The sequence below is a fragment of the Photorhabdus sp. RM71S genome, assembly GCF_042879355.1.
Classification (GTDB): domain Bacteria; phylum Pseudomonadota; class Gammaproteobacteria; order Enterobacterales; family Enterobacteriaceae; genus Photorhabdus; species Photorhabdus kayaii.
Map to the genome: position 1 here is coordinate 25,146 of NZ_JBHFKV010000021.1, position 16,322 is coordinate 41,467.

General features: G+C 43.8%; 14 protein-coding genes. 2 read left to right on the top strand and 12 right to left on the bottom strand.

What is annotated here, in order from left to right:
- Positions 1–12 precede the first annotated feature (12 nt).
- Positions 13–3,210 (top strand): amino acid adenylation domain-containing protein, encoded by a 3,198-nt coding sequence (locus tag ACGF5R_RS12635; RefSeq protein WP_387691138.1) that lies wholly within the window; start codon positions 13–15, stop codon positions 3,208–3,210.
- A gap of 51 nt (positions 3,211–3,261) precedes the next feature.
- Positions 3,262–3,621: a nuclear transport factor 2 family protein gene (locus ACGF5R_RS12640; RefSeq protein ID WP_112877903.1), complete on the top strand. Its 360-nt coding sequence runs from the start codon at positions 3,262–3,264 to the stop codon at positions 3,619–3,621.
- A 325-nt stretch (positions 3,622–3,946) separates the two neighbouring features.
- Here ACGF5R_RS12640 and cheZ read toward each other — a convergent pair whose 3' ends face one another.
- The 12 genes from cheZ to flhD all read right to left on the bottom strand — a co-directional run bounded on the left by cheZ (position 3,947) and on the right by flhD (position 16,236).
- The gene (gene cheZ, locus ACGF5R_RS12645; protein ID WP_112877902.1) at positions 3,947–4,597 is read right to left on the bottom strand and encodes a protein phosphatase CheZ; all 651 of its coding nucleotides are present in this window, start codon (positions 4,595–4,597) and stop codon (positions 3,947–3,949) included.
- Positions 4,598–4,606: 9 nt separating this feature from the next.
- Positions 4,607–4,996 (bottom strand): chemotaxis response regulator CheY, encoded by a 390-nt coding sequence (cheY, locus tag ACGF5R_RS12650; protein ID WP_011146127.1) that lies wholly within the window; start codon positions 4,994–4,996, stop codon positions 4,607–4,609.
- A 194-nt stretch (positions 4,997–5,190) separates the two neighbouring features.
- Positions 5,191–6,243 (bottom strand): chemotaxis response regulator protein-glutamate methylesterase, encoded by a 1,053-nt coding sequence (locus ACGF5R_RS12655; RefSeq protein ID WP_112877901.1) that lies wholly within the window; start codon positions 6,241–6,243, stop codon positions 5,191–5,193.
- The gene (gene cheR / locus ACGF5R_RS12660; RefSeq protein WP_112877900.1) at positions 6,236–7,123 is read right to left on the bottom strand and encodes a protein-glutamate O-methyltransferase CheR; all 888 of its coding nucleotides are present in this window, start codon (positions 7,121–7,123) and stop codon (positions 6,236–6,238) included. The genes ACGF5R_RS12655 and cheR overlap by 8 nt, the downstream gene beginning before the upstream one ends.
- A 6-nt stretch (positions 7,124–7,129) precedes the next feature.
- Positions 7,130–8,764: a methyl-accepting chemotaxis protein gene (locus ACGF5R_RS12665; RefSeq protein WP_262980571.1), complete on the bottom strand. Its 1,635-nt coding sequence runs from the start codon at positions 8,762–8,764 to the stop codon at positions 7,130–7,132.
- 53 nt (positions 8,765–8,817) lie between these two features.
- On the bottom strand, positions 8,818–10,512 hold the full coding sequence (locus ACGF5R_RS12670; RefSeq protein WP_387691141.1) for a methyl-accepting chemotaxis protein: 1,695 nt from the start codon (positions 10,510–10,512) through the stop codon (positions 8,818–8,820).
- Between the two features lie 170 nt (positions 10,513–10,682).
- Entirely contained in the window at positions 10,683–11,180 is a 498-nt protein-coding gene (cheW, locus tag ACGF5R_RS12675; protein ID WP_011146122.1) for a chemotaxis protein CheW, read from the bottom strand.
- Between the two features lie 51 nt (positions 11,181–11,231).
- Positions 11,232–13,277, bottom strand: a complete 2,046-nt coding sequence (gene cheA / locus ACGF5R_RS12680; RefSeq protein ID WP_112877897.1) for a chemotaxis protein CheA — start codon at positions 13,275–13,277, stop codon at positions 11,232–11,234.
- A gap of 2 nt (positions 13,278–13,279) precedes the next feature.
- A complete protein-coding gene (gene motB / locus ACGF5R_RS12685) occupies positions 13,280–14,281 on the bottom strand; it encodes a flagellar motor protein MotB (protein ID WP_112877896.1) in 1,002 nt (333 codons plus the stop codon).
- The gene (gene motA / locus ACGF5R_RS12690; protein ID WP_112877918.1) at positions 14,278–15,165 is read right to left on the bottom strand and encodes a flagellar motor stator protein MotA; all 888 of its coding nucleotides are present in this window, start codon (positions 15,163–15,165) and stop codon (positions 14,278–14,280) included. Before motA ends, motB begins: the two co-directional genes overlap by 4 nt.
- Before the next feature lie 135 nt (positions 15,166–15,300).
- Positions 15,301–15,882, bottom strand: a complete 582-nt coding sequence (flhC, locus tag ACGF5R_RS12695; protein WP_112877895.1) for a flagellar transcriptional regulator FlhC — start codon at positions 15,880–15,882, stop codon at positions 15,301–15,303.
- Positions 15,883–15,885: 3 nt separating this feature from the next.
- Positions 15,886–16,236, bottom strand: a complete 351-nt coding sequence (gene flhD, locus ACGF5R_RS12700; RefSeq protein WP_112877894.1) for a flagellar transcriptional regulator FlhD — start codon at positions 16,234–16,236, stop codon at positions 15,886–15,888.
- Positions 16,237–16,322: the final 86 nt, after the last annotated feature.

Sequence of the window (16,322 nt, forward strand, 5' to 3'; positions counted from 1 at the left end):
TGAGGATTAATTATGAAACAACATCAAGGGAGCTATTACCCCCTGACCGCAGCACAGCAGGAAATTTGGCTGGCTGAACAATTAAATGTAAGCGCAGGAATTTATAACACGGGTTGTTATATCGATATTTCAGGCGCTATCGATATTGAGACACTTAACTCGGCATTGTCCCAGTTGATAGATGAAGCTGAATGTTTACGAGTGGTGGTTGTACCGCACCCACAAGGACTACAACAACAGATTGTTACCTCTCCGCAATGGAAATGTCCGCTTATTGATTTATCTAACCATGCGGATGCGTTAACAGAAGCTGAAATCTGGATGAAAGCTGAATTGGTGCGGCCGATGGAGTTAACACAGGGGCCGTTGTTTGGTTTTGCGCTGCTAAAAATCAGTGATGACCACTATTTTTTGTTTATCCGTGTCCATCATCTGGCTAGTGATGCTTTTGGCACTACATTGCTGATTCAGCGGCTTGCTGAACTGTATACCCAGAAATTGACTGGCGCTGCTGAACTGGAAAATCCTTTCAGGCCTCTTAGCGATCTGTTGGCTTTTGACGAAGAATACCGCCGCTCGGAAAATTTTCAACATGACCGTCAGTGGTGGTCACAGTATATGGCAGGCCGAAGTGAGCCACAGAGCCTTGCCGTAGGGGCGAAACCTGGTCAGTTCGCCGATTTGGGTTCGTTCAGTTGCACCCAGTGTAAAATCCCGGCAAAGGTCAATGATATTCTGCGTACTCTGAGTGAAGAGAGTGGAAGTAGTATGGCTCAAATTATTATTGCAATCGTTGCTTCCTGGATTTCTCGTATGACCGATAAGCAGGATATTACTTTGGGTATGCCAGTAACTGCGCGTTCAGGGCGTATGTTACGTAGTATTCCAGGTATGGTATCCAATGTATTACCTCTGCGTCTGACAATAGATCCTGCTCATTCCATAGGTGACATTAGTAAGCAGGTCAGCCAGGAAATCCGCCAGTTACTCAAACATCAGCAATATCGTTCTGAAGATATCTATCGTGATTTACAGCGAAATGGTTCTGCCCCCCGCTTGTTTGCACAGAATATCAATGTGATGCTGTTTAACAGCAATGTGAGCTTTGCGGGTAATTTGGGGCGTACCAAAAATTTGTCCAGTGGACCGGTAGAGGACCTCACTGTGACCATTTATTATCATGGCGAAGGCGACAGTTTGCAGTTTACGCTCGATACCAATGATAACCTCTACACTCCCCACGATATTAACCTTCAAAAATCTCTTTTTCAGCATTTCATCACTGAATTGCTGGCGGATATATCACGCCCCATTGGTGAACTGACATTGCCAGGTTGGCACATAGGAGGCAGCCTATTACCTGCACGGCGCACAGTATTAAATGAGGAAACTCTGACCTCGCGCTTTGAACAACAAACAATTGCAATGCCAGATAGTGTGGCGCTGACTTATCAGCAGGAGAATATTAGTTATACGGTATTGAACCAACGTGCTAACCAACTGGCGCGCTATCTGGTATCACGGCAAATAGGCCCGGAACAGCGTGTTATGGTCTGCTTACCTCGTTCTATTGAGATGATGGTGACACTGCTGGCTATCATCAAGGCTGGTGCTGCTTACGTGCCAGTGGAGGCGGATTATCCGCAAAGTCGTCTTAATTTTATGATTGACGATGCTGAACCTGCTTGTGTGATCACCAGCAGTGAAATTGCGCAACGCCTGACAACCAATACCCCCATGGTATTGCTAGATGATCCCGAATTGATCACCCATCTGGAAATGCAAAGTGTTGCTGATCTATCTGACAAAGAGCGCTTGCAACCGCTGATGTCAGCGCATCCTGCTTATATCATTTACACTTCTGGCTCCACCGGTGTGCCCAAAGGCGTGGTAGTGACTCATCATAATGTGATGCGTTTGCTACAAAGTACTCAGCGCTGGTTTAATTTCTCTGAAACTGATTGTTGGACAATGTTTCACTCTTATGCTTTTGATTTTGCTGTCTGGGAGTGTTGGGGAGCATTGTTGAATGGCGGAAGATTGGTGATTGTTCCCTGGGAAGTCAGCCGTTCACCTACAGATTTTTTGCAGCTTTTAGTTAGCGAAAAAGTGACGGTGTTAAATCAGACACCTTCAGCGTTTCAGGCGCTGATCCATGCTGATCGCGAAGCCCCTAAGCTTGGGCAGAGTTTGGTGCTACGCACGGTGATTTTTGGCGGAGAAGCGCTGAATGCGCATATTCTGGAGGAGTGGTATCAAAGGCACGATGACAACGCACCTCAGTTGATCAACATGTATGGTATTACTGAAACCACTGTACATGTGACCTATTTCCCTCTTTCACGTGAAGTCGTTGCTCAGCCTGCTTCAAGTCTTATTGGTGAACCTATTGATGATCTCGGTATTTATATTCTTGATGAGGCTCAGCACCCGGCTCCGGTAGGTTTTGTGGGTGAGATATATGTGGGAGGTGCAGGGGTAGCGCGTGGTTATCTGAATCGTCCTGAACTCACTGCTGAACGCTTTATTGCTGATCCTTTTATCGGCACAGATGCACGCATGTATCGCACGGGTGACCTGGCAAGATTGCGTCGGGATGGAGTACTGGACTTCCTTGGCCGCACTGACGATCAAGTTAAAATCCGCGGTTTCCGTATTGAATTGGGCGAGGTGGCGGCAGCGTTAAATGCGCACCCTGATATCGTGCAGTCTGAGGTCATTGTGCGTGAAGATGAAGGTCAACAGAAGCGGTTGGTGGGTTATGTCATTGCTCATAAGGGTATTACGCTTGAATCACAGTTAATACGGTCCAGTCTGACCACATGCTTGCCGGAAGCGATGATTCCAGCAGCAATAGTGCAGCTTGATCACTTCCCGTTGACCATTAACGGAAAGTTAGATCGTAAAGCGTTACCGAAACCCACGTGGAACAGTGTAGTAGTCAATGAAAGTGGCACCTTCAGCCCACAGGAACTCTCGCTTTGTCGTCTGTTTGCTGAGTTGTTGGGATTAGAAAATATCTCTCCAGAGGATAATTTCTTTGAGCTCGGCGGCGAATCTTTAGTTGCAATGCGGGTAATAGCAAGAGTGCGTAGTGACTTCGGCGTTGAAATAACGTTACGCGATCTATTTAACGCACCGAGGGTTAGACAACTGGCGCAGCGATTAAACGTTTTGCAGCAGGAAAATGAAGTAATCAGCCAGACCTAAATTTTTAACGCGATCATGCTGGCAAGTAAATAAAACAGAGGACAAAACATAATGAACCGAATAGATGAGTTAACCGCAGAACTTCTTAGCTCAATGAATCAGTATGACCTTAAACGACTGGATAATATTTTTTCTGAAGATATTTCACTTTATTATCCGGGCCTTCCTCCAATGGTAGGTAAAAAGATGTCGATTATTTTTCTCAAGAAGCTTTTCTCAAATTTTGAATATTTACATTTTAGGCAAACTGGTTTCATTGCTAGTAATAACCAGGCTTGCGTTATTTGGGAAAATGAAGGGCGCCGTAAAAATAGTGATATTTATAGCAATATGGGCGTGACATTAATCGAAATTATGGACGATAAAATAGTTCTCCTCAGCGATTACTTTAAATTTGCAGTGCCTCATTAAGTAGGATATCGCTGTAATAAAAATTTAGTGTTCTCTGGATGTTGTATTTGGTTTATACCTAATAGATTTCGAGTTGCAGCGCAGCGGCAAGTGAACGAATCCCTAGGAGCATAGATAACTATGTGACTGGGGTGAGTGAAAGTAGCCAACAAAGCAGCAGCTTGAAAGATGAAGGGTAATAGATATTATCGCTACGCTCTTGTTTTATTAGTCTGGCTTCCAAGGAGAAGGTGAAGAGAATAAGATTAATACCGATCAATACCATCAATCATATTTCCGAAAAATCTTTAATCCTGAGTGGCAGGTTTACCCCTGCCACGTTTATTCAGAAACCTAAGCTATCCAGTAGATCATCAACCTGAGCCTGATTAGCAATAACGCCCACGCCGTTTTGGTTCACCTGCGGACCATTTAGTAAGCTGTCAGCCTCTTTCTTAGTTTTCGCTATCTGATCAGCCGGCATGTTTTCCATTAATACCATCACCAACTGTTTTTCTATTTCCTGAATAACATCCATCATCCGCTTGATAACTTGACCGGTAAGATCCTGAAAGTCTTGTGCCATCATGATCTCCAGCAGTTGAGCGTTAGTGAAAGCAGTATGTTCAGGTACCGAATTGAGGTAATTCCGGGTATCCATAACCAACGAGCGTGCCACAGGCATCTCAACTGGGTTTTCAAACCACTCATCCCAACGTTTTTTCAGTGATATTGCCGATGACTCTAACTCATTCTGACGAGGTTGCGCCGCTTCAACGCAATTAAGCGCCCTTTCCGCCGCCTGCGCTGTCATCTGCACAACATAGTCCAGGCGTTCTCTCGCATCGGGTATTGCCTCAGCAGCTTGGGCAATGGTTTGATCCAATCCCAATTCACGTAAACTATCACGCAACATACGCGTAAGCTGGCCAATACGGCTGATAATTTCACTGGCACTAATGGTCTCATCCCTTGGCATGACTGGATTTACACTCATTATGTCTCCTTAGAGGCCCAGTTTTTCAAATATTTTGTTGAGCTTTTCTTCCAGAGTAGCTGCGGTAAAAGGTTTAACAACATAGCCACTGGCCCCGGCTTGTGCGGCTGCAATGATATTTTCTTTCTTCGCTTCTGCGGTCACCATCAAAACCGGTATCTTAGCCAATTGGGCATCTTCACGAATGATTTTTAGCAACTCTAAACCATCCATATTGGGCATATTCCAATCAGAGATGATAAAGTCAAATTGCGATGCACGAATCTTAGCCAGAGCTTCTGCCCCATCTTGAGCTTCTTCTACATTATTAAAGCCCAATTCTTTTAAAAGGTTACGAACGATGCGACGCATGGTTGAAAAATCATCAACCACCAAAAATCTCAGATCCTTATTCGCCATAAAAACTCCTTGAAATTATTTACCAGTCAGCGCAGAGCCGCTTAAAAAATTAAATTTATACCCGTCATCTTTCAAGTTGCCTCTTTGTTGGCTGTGCTCACTCACCCCGGTCACATAGTTATCTATGCTCCCGGGGATTCGCTCCCTTGCCGTCGCGATGCACCTTGAAATCCATAGGGTATATCCGATAGCCGTTAAATACGGACAGCTTGCCCCGAGCTTATTTTTGCCAGCATGCTCTTGCTCATTTTGAGTATATCCATGACCTCATCCACCGCCCCCATTTGTATTGCCGCTCTTGGCATACCAAATACCACACAACTTGCTTCATCCTGCGCCAATGTGTACGCTCCCGCTTGCTTCATCTCTAGTAAACCCGCTGCGCCATCACTGCCCATGCCGGTCAGTAACACTCCGACAGCATTCTTCCCGGCAAATTTAGCAATTGATCGAAACAACACATCTACAGACGGACGATGACGATTAACAGCCGGTGCATCGGAGATCAGAACCTGGTAATCAGCACCATTACGACATAGTTCCATATGACGATCACCCGGAGCAATGTAAGCATGCCCCGGCAAAATCCGTTCACCATTTTCAGCCTCTTTTACAGTAATTTGGCTAAGTTTATTCAGCCGTTCAGCAAAAGAACGGGTAAAACCAGGTGGCATATGTTGGGTAATAAGTAGTGCCGGGCTAGTGACAGGTAACGGTTGCAACAAATTCTTTATTGCTTCCGTTCCTCCAGTAGAAGCGCCTACTGCTATCAGTTTTTCACTGGATAACAAAGGTTTAAAACTTAAAGGAGCAGAACTTACGGGTGTGATTATTGGTACAGATAATTTAGCCTGTGCTGCTGTCCGTATTTTCTCCGCGATAAGTTCACTGTAAGCCAGCATGCCTTCACGAATACCCAATTGAGGTTTGGTTACAAAGTCAACAGCACCAAGTTCCAATGCCCTTAATGTGATTTCAGAACCTTTGGCTGTTAGAGAAGAGATCATAACCACCGGCATTGGCCGTAAGCGCATTAATTTTTCCAGAAAATCAATACCATCCATGCGTGGCATTTCAACATCCAGTGTGAGCACTTGTGGATTATGCTTTTTAATCAGATCACGTGCTACCAGTGGATCTGGCGCACAAGCCACTACCTCCATATCCGAGTGACTATTGATGATCTCTCGCATGATTTGACGCATAAGCGCTGAATCATCGACACAAAGAACAGTTATTTTATTCATGACCTCTCCTTGCCCGGCCTACACCGTAAACGGTCTGTCCTTGCAAGTAGAATTCCCGGCTTATTTGAGTGACATTTTCAGAATGCCCTGCAAAGAGCAATCCATCGGGTTTTAACAAAGCAACAAAATGGCGCAGTATCCGTTCCTGAGTCTTTTTATCAAAATAAATCATAACATTACGGCAAAAGATGGCATCAAATTTCTCTTCAAATGGCCAATTGGGATCTAACAGGTTTAGATGCTGGAATGTCACCATGTCAGCAAGTTGGGGCCGGACACGAGCATAACCCTCATAAGATCCAATACCTTTAAAAAAGTAACGTTTTCTCTGTTGATCGGTCAGTTGACGCAACTCATCCAGTCGATAAACCCCTCTGCGTGCTTTTTCCAATACATGGGTATCAATATCACTGGCAATAATTTTTGCCCGGTGAAAATGCTCCCCTAAGACATCACTTAGCGTCATTGCAATCGAATATGGCTCTTCTCCTGTCGATGCCGCTGCACTCCATACCCGGTACGATCCATTTTTTTTACTTGCATGTTTAGCTAACAGAGGAAAATGATGAGCTTCCCTGAAAAACGCCGTCAGGTTAGTTGTCAATGCATTGATAAATTCCTGCCACTCCTCACTATTCATGTCATTTTCAAGAACGAACAGGTATTGCCCAAAATCACGTATTTCAAGGGTACGCAAACGCCGAATTAAACGGTTGTAAACCATCTCCCGTTTATGTGCAGCCAGCACAATACCCGCACGTTGATATATGAGCTGGCAGATGCGCTCAAAATGCGCATCTGACATGGTGTAACGCTGAATCATGTGATGCAGTGGTGAAGATGGCAAACTTGTCACTGAAGCAATTAAATTTGATTTCATCTGGCCTCAGCGAGTCTGATTGACTGCCCATTCGCTATCCGCAGACTTCAGCGTCAGTGAAAGTTCATTTTCAAGCTTATTTTCTGAATTATTGGGTAACTCAAATTGTGCCACTATTTGCACCAAAATATCGGCCTGGTCTTCAAGTGCCGCCGCCGCCGCCGCTGACTGTTCAACCAATGCCGCGTTCTGCTGAGTAACCTGATCCATCTGTGTAACAGCTTGTGCTACTTGATGAATTCCCCGACTTTGTTCATCAGATGCCGCAGCAATTTCAGCCATCAGATCCGTAACCTGGTTTACAGAAACGACCAATTCATTCATGGTCTTCCCTGCATGACTAACCAACTCGGAACCTTGGCTTACCCGCTGAACGGATTCACTAATTAATGTCTTAATCTCTTTCGCTGCTTCGGCACTTCGCTGAGCGAGATCCCTCACTTCACCAGCAACAACAGAGAAACCTCGGCCTTGTTCACCTGCCCGTGCGGCTTCTACTGCCGCATTCAATGCCAAAATGTTGGTCTGAAATGCAATACCATCAATGACGCTGATAATGGCACTGATTTTCTGTGAGCTATTGGCAATTGCATCCATTGTTTCCACAACATCAACTGTCAGTTCGCCCCCTTTAGAGGCTGTTTTCGATGCAGATACCGCCAATTCACTGGCCTGGCGAGCATTTTCCGCATTCTGACGTACAGTTGCAGTCAGTTGTTCCATACTGGCTGCCGTTTCTTCCAGTGATGCAGCTTGCTCTTCAGTGCGGGAAGAGAGATCGGTATTACCCTGAGTAATTTCCTGAATACCGTTATACATCAAGTTAGTATTCTCTTTTACCAAAGTAATGGAATTAACCAATGAACGTTGCATTTCACGTAATTTTAGGAACACTTCACCAATTTCATCTTGAGTGAAAACAGAAACTTCTTTATTGAGTTTTCCTTCCGCAACATTCTGGAAGTGGCTACGCATATTGGCAAAAGGTCTGAGCAGATTCTTTTTCAACCACCAATGAGCCGCCCAGGCAACAACCAGTACCATTAATATCGCACCTGCAAACATGGCAACTGAAATTTGGTAATAAAGACGACCATCTTGAACGGCGGTGGTAATCTCCTCACCGATATATTGCATATAATGATTGAAATCAGATTCAAGTTGCTGCTGATACTTTTCTGTCGGCTGGTCTAAGAATGCATCATAATTACCACTTTCTAAAAAAGCCGAGAGTTCTCTAAGCGCTTTGATATATTCCTTATAACTGGTTTCTACCGAGGCCAGCAATACACTACTACCATCCTCGTCATTCAATTTAGGCAGCGCAATAAACTCAGCAAAATGCATCTCAGCCCTATCTAAGGTCTCCTTAACATTAGCAACCATACTGCCAATATGATCCTCAGATTGTTGCAGCGTTTTCCCTACAGCGATTCGATTAAGTGTATTACGCGATTGCAGCAGAGCTGCCCAGCTCAACCCTAAGGTATCCCTCTTCTGTGTTCCCAGATCAATCCGTTCAATATAAGACTGATCTGCGTGAATGATTCCAAGTGATAAACCACTTGAGATTATCTGCATTACACAAAACATCATCAGTAACAGATATAAACTGGTTGATATACGAAGCCTGCCTAACATGTAATCACCTCTGTTAACGGCTGCATGTGCAGCCGTAGTTATCGCTTAGTGTTTTAAAATGTTTCCCAATTAGCTTGTTCTTCCACATTGTTCGCTTTCTTCAACACCAGTGGATTCGATTTAGCAGGAGGAGTCTTAGCCACAGGTAAATGCTCAATTTTCATTTCGGGTTGAGATTTATCGTCAAGATTCGGCAATTGGAACAGAGAAACTAGTTTCTTCAATCCAGCAGCTTGATCTTCCAGTGCAGCCGCTGCTGCCGCGGATTGCTCAACTAAAGCAGCATTTTGCTGTGTTACACGATCCATTTCGGAGATAGCCAGGCCAACCTGAGTTATCCCTCTGCTTTGTTCATCGGATGCAGATGCAATTTCACCCATAATGTCAGTGACACGGGTGACTGAACTGACAATGTTATTCATGGTTTCACCAGCGCTTTCAACCAAGACAGAACCGGTATCTGCGCGGCTTACTGAATCTTCTATTAATGCTTTGATCTCTTTTGCCGCCTCAGCACTACGCTGTGCAAGGTTACGCACTTCTCCTGCCACAACAGCAAAACCTCGCCCATGTTCACCGGCACGTGCTGCTTCCACTGCGGCATTCAACGCCAAAATGTTAGTCTGGAACGCAATAGCATCAATAACACTGGTAATATCGGAAATCTTCTGAGAACTACCGGCAATTTCACGCATTGTCTGTACAACATTCGCCACGACTTTTCCACCCTGGCGTGCAACTTCAGAAGCACTATCAGCTAAGTTACTTGCCTGACGAGCATTTTCCGCATTTTGGCGTACAGTTGCTGTCAATTGCTCCATACTGGCGGCGGTTTCTTCCAAAGAAGCAACTTGTTCCTCAGTGCGAGAAGAAAGATCATTATTTCCAGCAGCAATTTCACTGGTTCCGTTATAAATACTTTCACTGCTTTGACGAACACTACTGACAGTAGTGATAAATTCTTTTTGCATATGCTTCAAGCCAACAGCCAGCGTACTCATCTCATTTCTGCCTGAAACAGTCACATTTTGTGTTAAATCACCGGTAGAAAGTGCCTTAATATTCTCCAATAATTTGTTTAACGGATTCAGCAAACTATGTTTAATGCTAACCCAACTAAAAATCATGGCTGAAACCAGAATCAGCATGATAATACCCAACATAATCACCGCATTTCTGTAAGAGATACTTGCATCAAATACCACATCAGAATAGAGATGATCGTTTTGGGTCAAATAGAAGTTATATTCTTCCTCAAAAGCACTCTGATATTTGCCCGTTGGCTGGTTGAAAAATTCTACCGCCCGATCATGTTCAAGCAGAACAATAAGCTCATGAAGCGCTGAAATATAAACATCATAGGCTTTTTTAAGGCGATTAAGACTTTCTGATTCATGAATAGGCAATTTAGCGGTCTGTTCGTATTGTTCAAAACGCTGCTCTGCGATAGAGAGGTTACTTCTGGCATCTGTCAGTAACTGCTCCAATGTGTAGTAATTATCGATTCCCTCATCTTTTTTCATCATGTAACGAATGCCAGCACGGTTCAAGTTGTTACGGGCCTGTAACAAATTAACCCAAGTGTCATTCAAAAATGTCTGCTGTTCCCGCATTTTATCCAGTATTTCTAGATTTTCCTTGTTACTTTTCAACTCATGGAAGAAAAGCCCTCCAGATATAAATTGCAGAGCACCAAATAATATGATGACCGCCATCAGTCCGGTCACTATTTTCATTCGGTTAAACATGTTTTCCCTTTTTACAATAGATCAGCATGGCTCTGTTATCGGCATCATCAAAGGAAACTTTACTGGTCGTATAAAAGAAATTTGAATATTTTTTCTGACGAAATTAACGAGGGATAGACAAAAAGTAGCTGCCATCTGTCGATGTCGATGATGGCAGTGATATTTAATGATTAACTTTTAGCTACTGAATCTACCAGAGCCATCTCTTCACTGTTAAGCAACTTCTCAATATCCACCAAAATCAGCATGCGATCATCAAGTGAACCCAATCCTGTTAGATATTCGGTAGATAATGTTACTGCAAATTCAGGCGCCGGACAGATTTGCTCAGCTTTGAGCGATAAAACATCCGAAACACCATCAACTACAATACCTACCACCCGGTTTAACAGATTCAAAACAATAACAACGGTATTATCATTATAGGTAACCGTTTCCTGAGCAAATTTAATTCTCAGGTCAATGATAGGCACAATAACGCCACGCAGATTGGTTATCCCTTTAATGAATGCCGGCGTATTTGCAATACGGGTAACCTGATCATAGCCCCGTATCTCCTGTACTTTCAGTATTTCGATACCATACTCTTCATCACCTAGGGTAAAAACTAAATATCCTTCCCCGGCAGTTTCTCCTGACAATTTATTAAACGCTTCTATGGCCGACATGATCTTACCTTTTACTGTGAGATTGACGATTTTTCATGGGGATCCCCCCATTCAGTGCTTATTTTTTGCTAATAACTCAGCTTTGTTGAGTGCCAATTGGTCATGATTGAGTTGCTGCAAGGCAGAAATATCAATAATCAACGCCACACTGCCATCACCCATAATTGTGGCAGCGGAGATCCCGGGTACCTTGCGATAGTTACTTTCGATATTTTTCACAACCACTTGATGCTGCCCAACTAATTGATCAACCAGCAAGGCATAACGACGGCCGGCACTTTGTACAATCACAATAATCCCTTTCGTCGGATCTGTCTTTGCATCAGGAATATCAAAAACTCGATATAACTTAATGAGTGGCAAGTATTCTCCTCTGACATGCAATAATTTTTCATCTCCCGCCAAGGGATAAATATCTTCTTCCTGCGGTTGAAGAGAACTTACTACTGCACTTAACGGCAAAATAAACACTTCGTCATTCACTTTCACTGACATACCATCAAGGATTGCCAGTGTCAGAGGTAACAAAATCCGCGTCACTGTCCCTTTACCTGCCTGGAAGTTAATTTGGATTTGCCCTCCCATTTCCTGAATATTTCGCTTAACTACGTCCATTCCTACACCGCGGCCAGATACATCTGTTACAACTTCAGCCGTGGAAAAACCAGGCGCGAAAATCAACATCGCAACCTCTTCGTTACTCATGTTTTCACTGACTGAAAGCCCTTGTGATGTCGCTTTGGCCAGAATCTTTTCACGGTTCAACCCGGCGCCATCATCTACAACTTCAATACAAATATTCCCGCCCTGATGTTCAGCAGAAAGTGTCAAGTTGCCCGTTTCAGGTTTACCCACAGCAAGCCGAGCTTCTGGTTCTTCAATACCATGATCTAGACTGTTACGGACTAGATGAGTCAGCGGATCAATAATGCGCTCGATTAAACTCTTATCCAATTCTGTGGAACTGCCAACCAAAGTGAGATCCACTTTTTTATTCAGCTTGCTAGCAAGATCCCTGACTAAACGCGGGTAACGGCTGAACACATATTCCATCGGCATCATACGGATAGACATCACAGATTCTTGCAAATCTCTGGAATTTCTCTGTAACTGAACCATGCAATTTAGCAAATCGCCATGCAAAGTCGGTTCAAGAGCGTTACAGTGCTGAGCCAACATAGATTGAGTAATAACCAGTTCACCAACCAGATTTATCAGTTGATCAACCTTCTCAACCGCAACCCGAATACTGGAAGATTCTGCCCGTTGACGTGGCGATCCAGCCGGTGGTATCGGCGCAGGACGCCCGGCAGGCGGTGTGGAACCTTTCTCCGGCGTAGTTGTTTTAACGACTTTAGCTGTATCTTTATTTTTAACTTTGTCTTTGGGTTCAGCTACCGGCAAGAAAGTGATCTGTTCCGGTTCAATAACAAAACAGAGAACTGCCGTGATATCATCCTCTGTGGCTGATGTTACCAATGATGCTTCAACACTATCCCTAGTCTGTTCAGCATCATAAACCTCCCCCAGATTACTCAGCTCATCAAGCATCAGAGAAACTTCACGCTCTTTCAGACCAGAAAGATGAACCCGAACTCTACCTTGCTGATTTTCAGTCGCAACAGGCTCCGATTTTAATTCTGGTTCAGATTCAGTCACCTCTGGCATCACCGCATCTATGACAGACTCAACCCCGCCTTCATTCTCTCTCTGTACTTCCAATGCAAGCTGGCGCAAAGTCTCACAGATGTAGGTAAACGCACTTTCATCCGGCTCCTGAGAACTTTTATAGGCATCCAACTGTTGCTGCATAATATCTTTCGCTTCTAAAAACAGGTTGATAATATCAGTCGTCAGACTCATTTCATCTCGTCTGGCACTGTCCAGCAAATTTTCCAGAACATGCGTGGTTTGCTGTAGTTTGATAAAACCAAAAGTCGCAGCGCCACCTTTTATTGAGTGAGCACTACGAAAAATAGCATTCAATTGCTCCTGATCTGGCGCATCAGGATCGAGCTGCAATAGATGCTGCTCCATATCCTCCAGCAATTCGTCTGCTTCATCAAAAAAAGTCTGATAAAACGCGGTAATATCCATCGTTACTTTGTCACCTTGGTCGGTACACGATTAGGCTCAGCACTCAACGACGCTGGTGCTGGCTGGGCCAATACTGTGATTTCATTGGACTGTTGTGTTGGCCTACTTTCAGCTGAATCCTTTCCAATCACCTCGTGAATTTCCTTACTATCATTAATAATCAAGGAATCGCTGCCGGTGTTTTGCTGTTCAATCCGCTCTTCCGCTTGTTTATTGAGCACTAAAATACTGATGCGACGGTTAACCGGTGCGCTGGCATCTTCCTGTTTCAGACGAACCGTTGAAGCCATACCAACCACCCGCAATATCTTTACTTCATCCAGCCCACCTATCAACAGCTCTCTCCTTGATGCATTCGCCCGATCTGCGGAGAGTTCCCAGTTACTGTAACCACGCTCACCATTAGCATATTTCAAGTCATCAGTATGACCTGATAGGCTGATTTTATTGGGAATATCGTTCAAGATTGGTGCAATAGCCCGCAAAATGTCACTCATGTAACTTTCAACTTTTGCACTGCCAACCATAAACATTGGCCGGTTTTCCCGGTCAATAATCTGGATACGTAACCCTTCATCCATCATGTCAATCAACAGATGTGGACGTAATGCTTTAAGGCGAGGATCAGTAATGATCAACTGATCGAGTTGCTCACGCAGCCTATTTAACTTGCGAGCCTCATCATTAGCTTCAACGACTTCAACCTGACGCAAAATATCGCCTTCCTGATGAAGCACATCTTCCCCCCCTCCGGGAATAGGATTCGAGCTATCACTGCTACGCTCCCCTTTATTGATTGCAACTTGTAATGGGGTACGAAAATATTCTGCAATTCGGGTCAATTCTTGTGGGCTGGAAATTGCCAACAACCACATAACCAGAAAAAATGCCATCATGGCGGTCATAAAATCAGCATAAGCAATTTTCCATGAACCACCATGATGTTTGATGCCATTCCTTTTACGTCTTTTTACCCTAATGACAGAGACGTTACGCGCCTTCATGCCTGTTCTTCAGTTTCTTGTTGAACAGGTGATTTTACCCGGCGAACATGTTCTTCCAACTCAGTGAAAGAAGGGCGATCTGTGAGATACAGTGTCTTACGGCCAAATTCAACCGCAATTTGCGGAGCATAACCATTCAGGCTGGATAATAATGTCACTTTAATGCATTGCATCATTTTAAGATGTTCACCGCTGCGCTGACGTAACAATGTTGCCAATGGCGAGATAAAACCATATGCCAGCAAAATACCGAGGAATGTCCCAACCATTGCATGAGCAATCAGCACGCCAAGTTCTCCTGCCGGGCGATCTGCCGAACCCAAAGCATTAACAACCCCCATAACAGCAGCGACAATACCAAAAGCAGGAAGAGAATCTCCAACCATCATCAAGCTGGTTGCCGGAATCTCGCTTTCCTGCTCATAAGTTTCAATTTCTTCATCCATCAAAGCTTCAATTTCATGGGGATTCATATTGCCGCTGACAATCAATCGCATGTAGTCAGTGATAAAATCCATCAAATGCTTATCCTTAAGCAAACGCGGATACTGGGTGAAAATATCGCTCTGCTGAGGATGTTCGATATCTCGCTCTAATGCTAAGAGACCCTGCATGCGAGATTTTGCTAACAATCGAAAAAGCAACGCCATCAGATCCATATACATCACCTTGTTATATTTAGATCTACGCATTACCTTTGGCAAAACACGTAATGTTGCCTTAATCGCTTTTCCGTTGTTACCAACAATGAAAGCACCGATACCAGCACCAGTGATAATTAAAAATTCAGCGGGTTGATAAAGTGCGCCCAAATGACCACCTACAATCAGGTAACCACCGATTACCGCACCAAAAACTACGATATATCCTAAAAGTACTAACACGCGATATCCTTTAGCTAAGTTGGTGAGCGGATGGGAAGTTGAGCAGTTTGAATCCAGAATGGTTGTGGTTTCAATACAGGTTACAGGAGAAAAAGTAAAATCTGTAACCTGTAGGAATAATTTTCCCATTTAAATTCACACTGCGTGCTGAGCAAGTCCATCCAGCAGTTGTGAATTAGTATCGGCAGACTCAGAGGAAAGTTTACGTTTTTTTACTGCACGTGATGGCGGTTGGCAAAGGCTACAAACAAAGCTATTCACAGGTTGATGAGCATGAGTAATAAAAGTTCCACCACAGGTCCGACATTGTGAAGGTTGCAACATGCCACTGTCCACAAAACGTACCAACGTCCAGGCACGAGTCAACGCCAAAACCGGTGCGTCCCCTTCAACAGGAGGACATTGTTCAAGATAGAGTCGATACGCTTTAACAACAGCCTCTACACCTTCACAATAACCACTCTTGAGTAAAAAACGATAGGCATTATAGAACATCGATGAATGAATATTCTGTTCCCACGTCATAAACCAATCTGTTGAAAAAGGCAGCATCCCCTTTGGCGGAGGACTCCCCCTCAATTCTTTATAAAGTTTAATTAGTCGCCCTCTGCTCAATTGCGTTTCACTTTCAAGCATTTGTAACCGTGCCCCCAAAGTGATGAGTTCCATCGCCAACTGTATATCCTTAGCTTCTTGAACTATACTTTTCTCGGCCATCTCTTATGCTCTTTTTTTCACTGACGTATCGTCTTTCGAAGATAACTTCTGAAATAAATGAGTAGATAACAAAATGCCTGTATGTATTTGTTGTAAATCATCCACTCGAGATTCCCTAGTAAGCTGCTGAATAGTCTCACTGTCTTCGAACCGGAAATTACAGACTAATTGATTAGTCTCAGCGAGCTTGACCAACTGAGGTAATGACAATTCAGACAACGTATCAGCCATAGAATCGCTAATACCTAAACGGAACATCGCTGACGCTTTTTCATGGTTAATTAATCGCTGAGCTAAAAGCAAATACGATAAATTTATGTCATAAATATGTTTGAGCAATTCAACCGTACTCATTTCTCTATCCCGTCCGATTACATTAAAAAATCAGTTAAGTGTTCGAAAAACCACTCGTGACAAAATTCCTAAAATAGCTTAGGGAT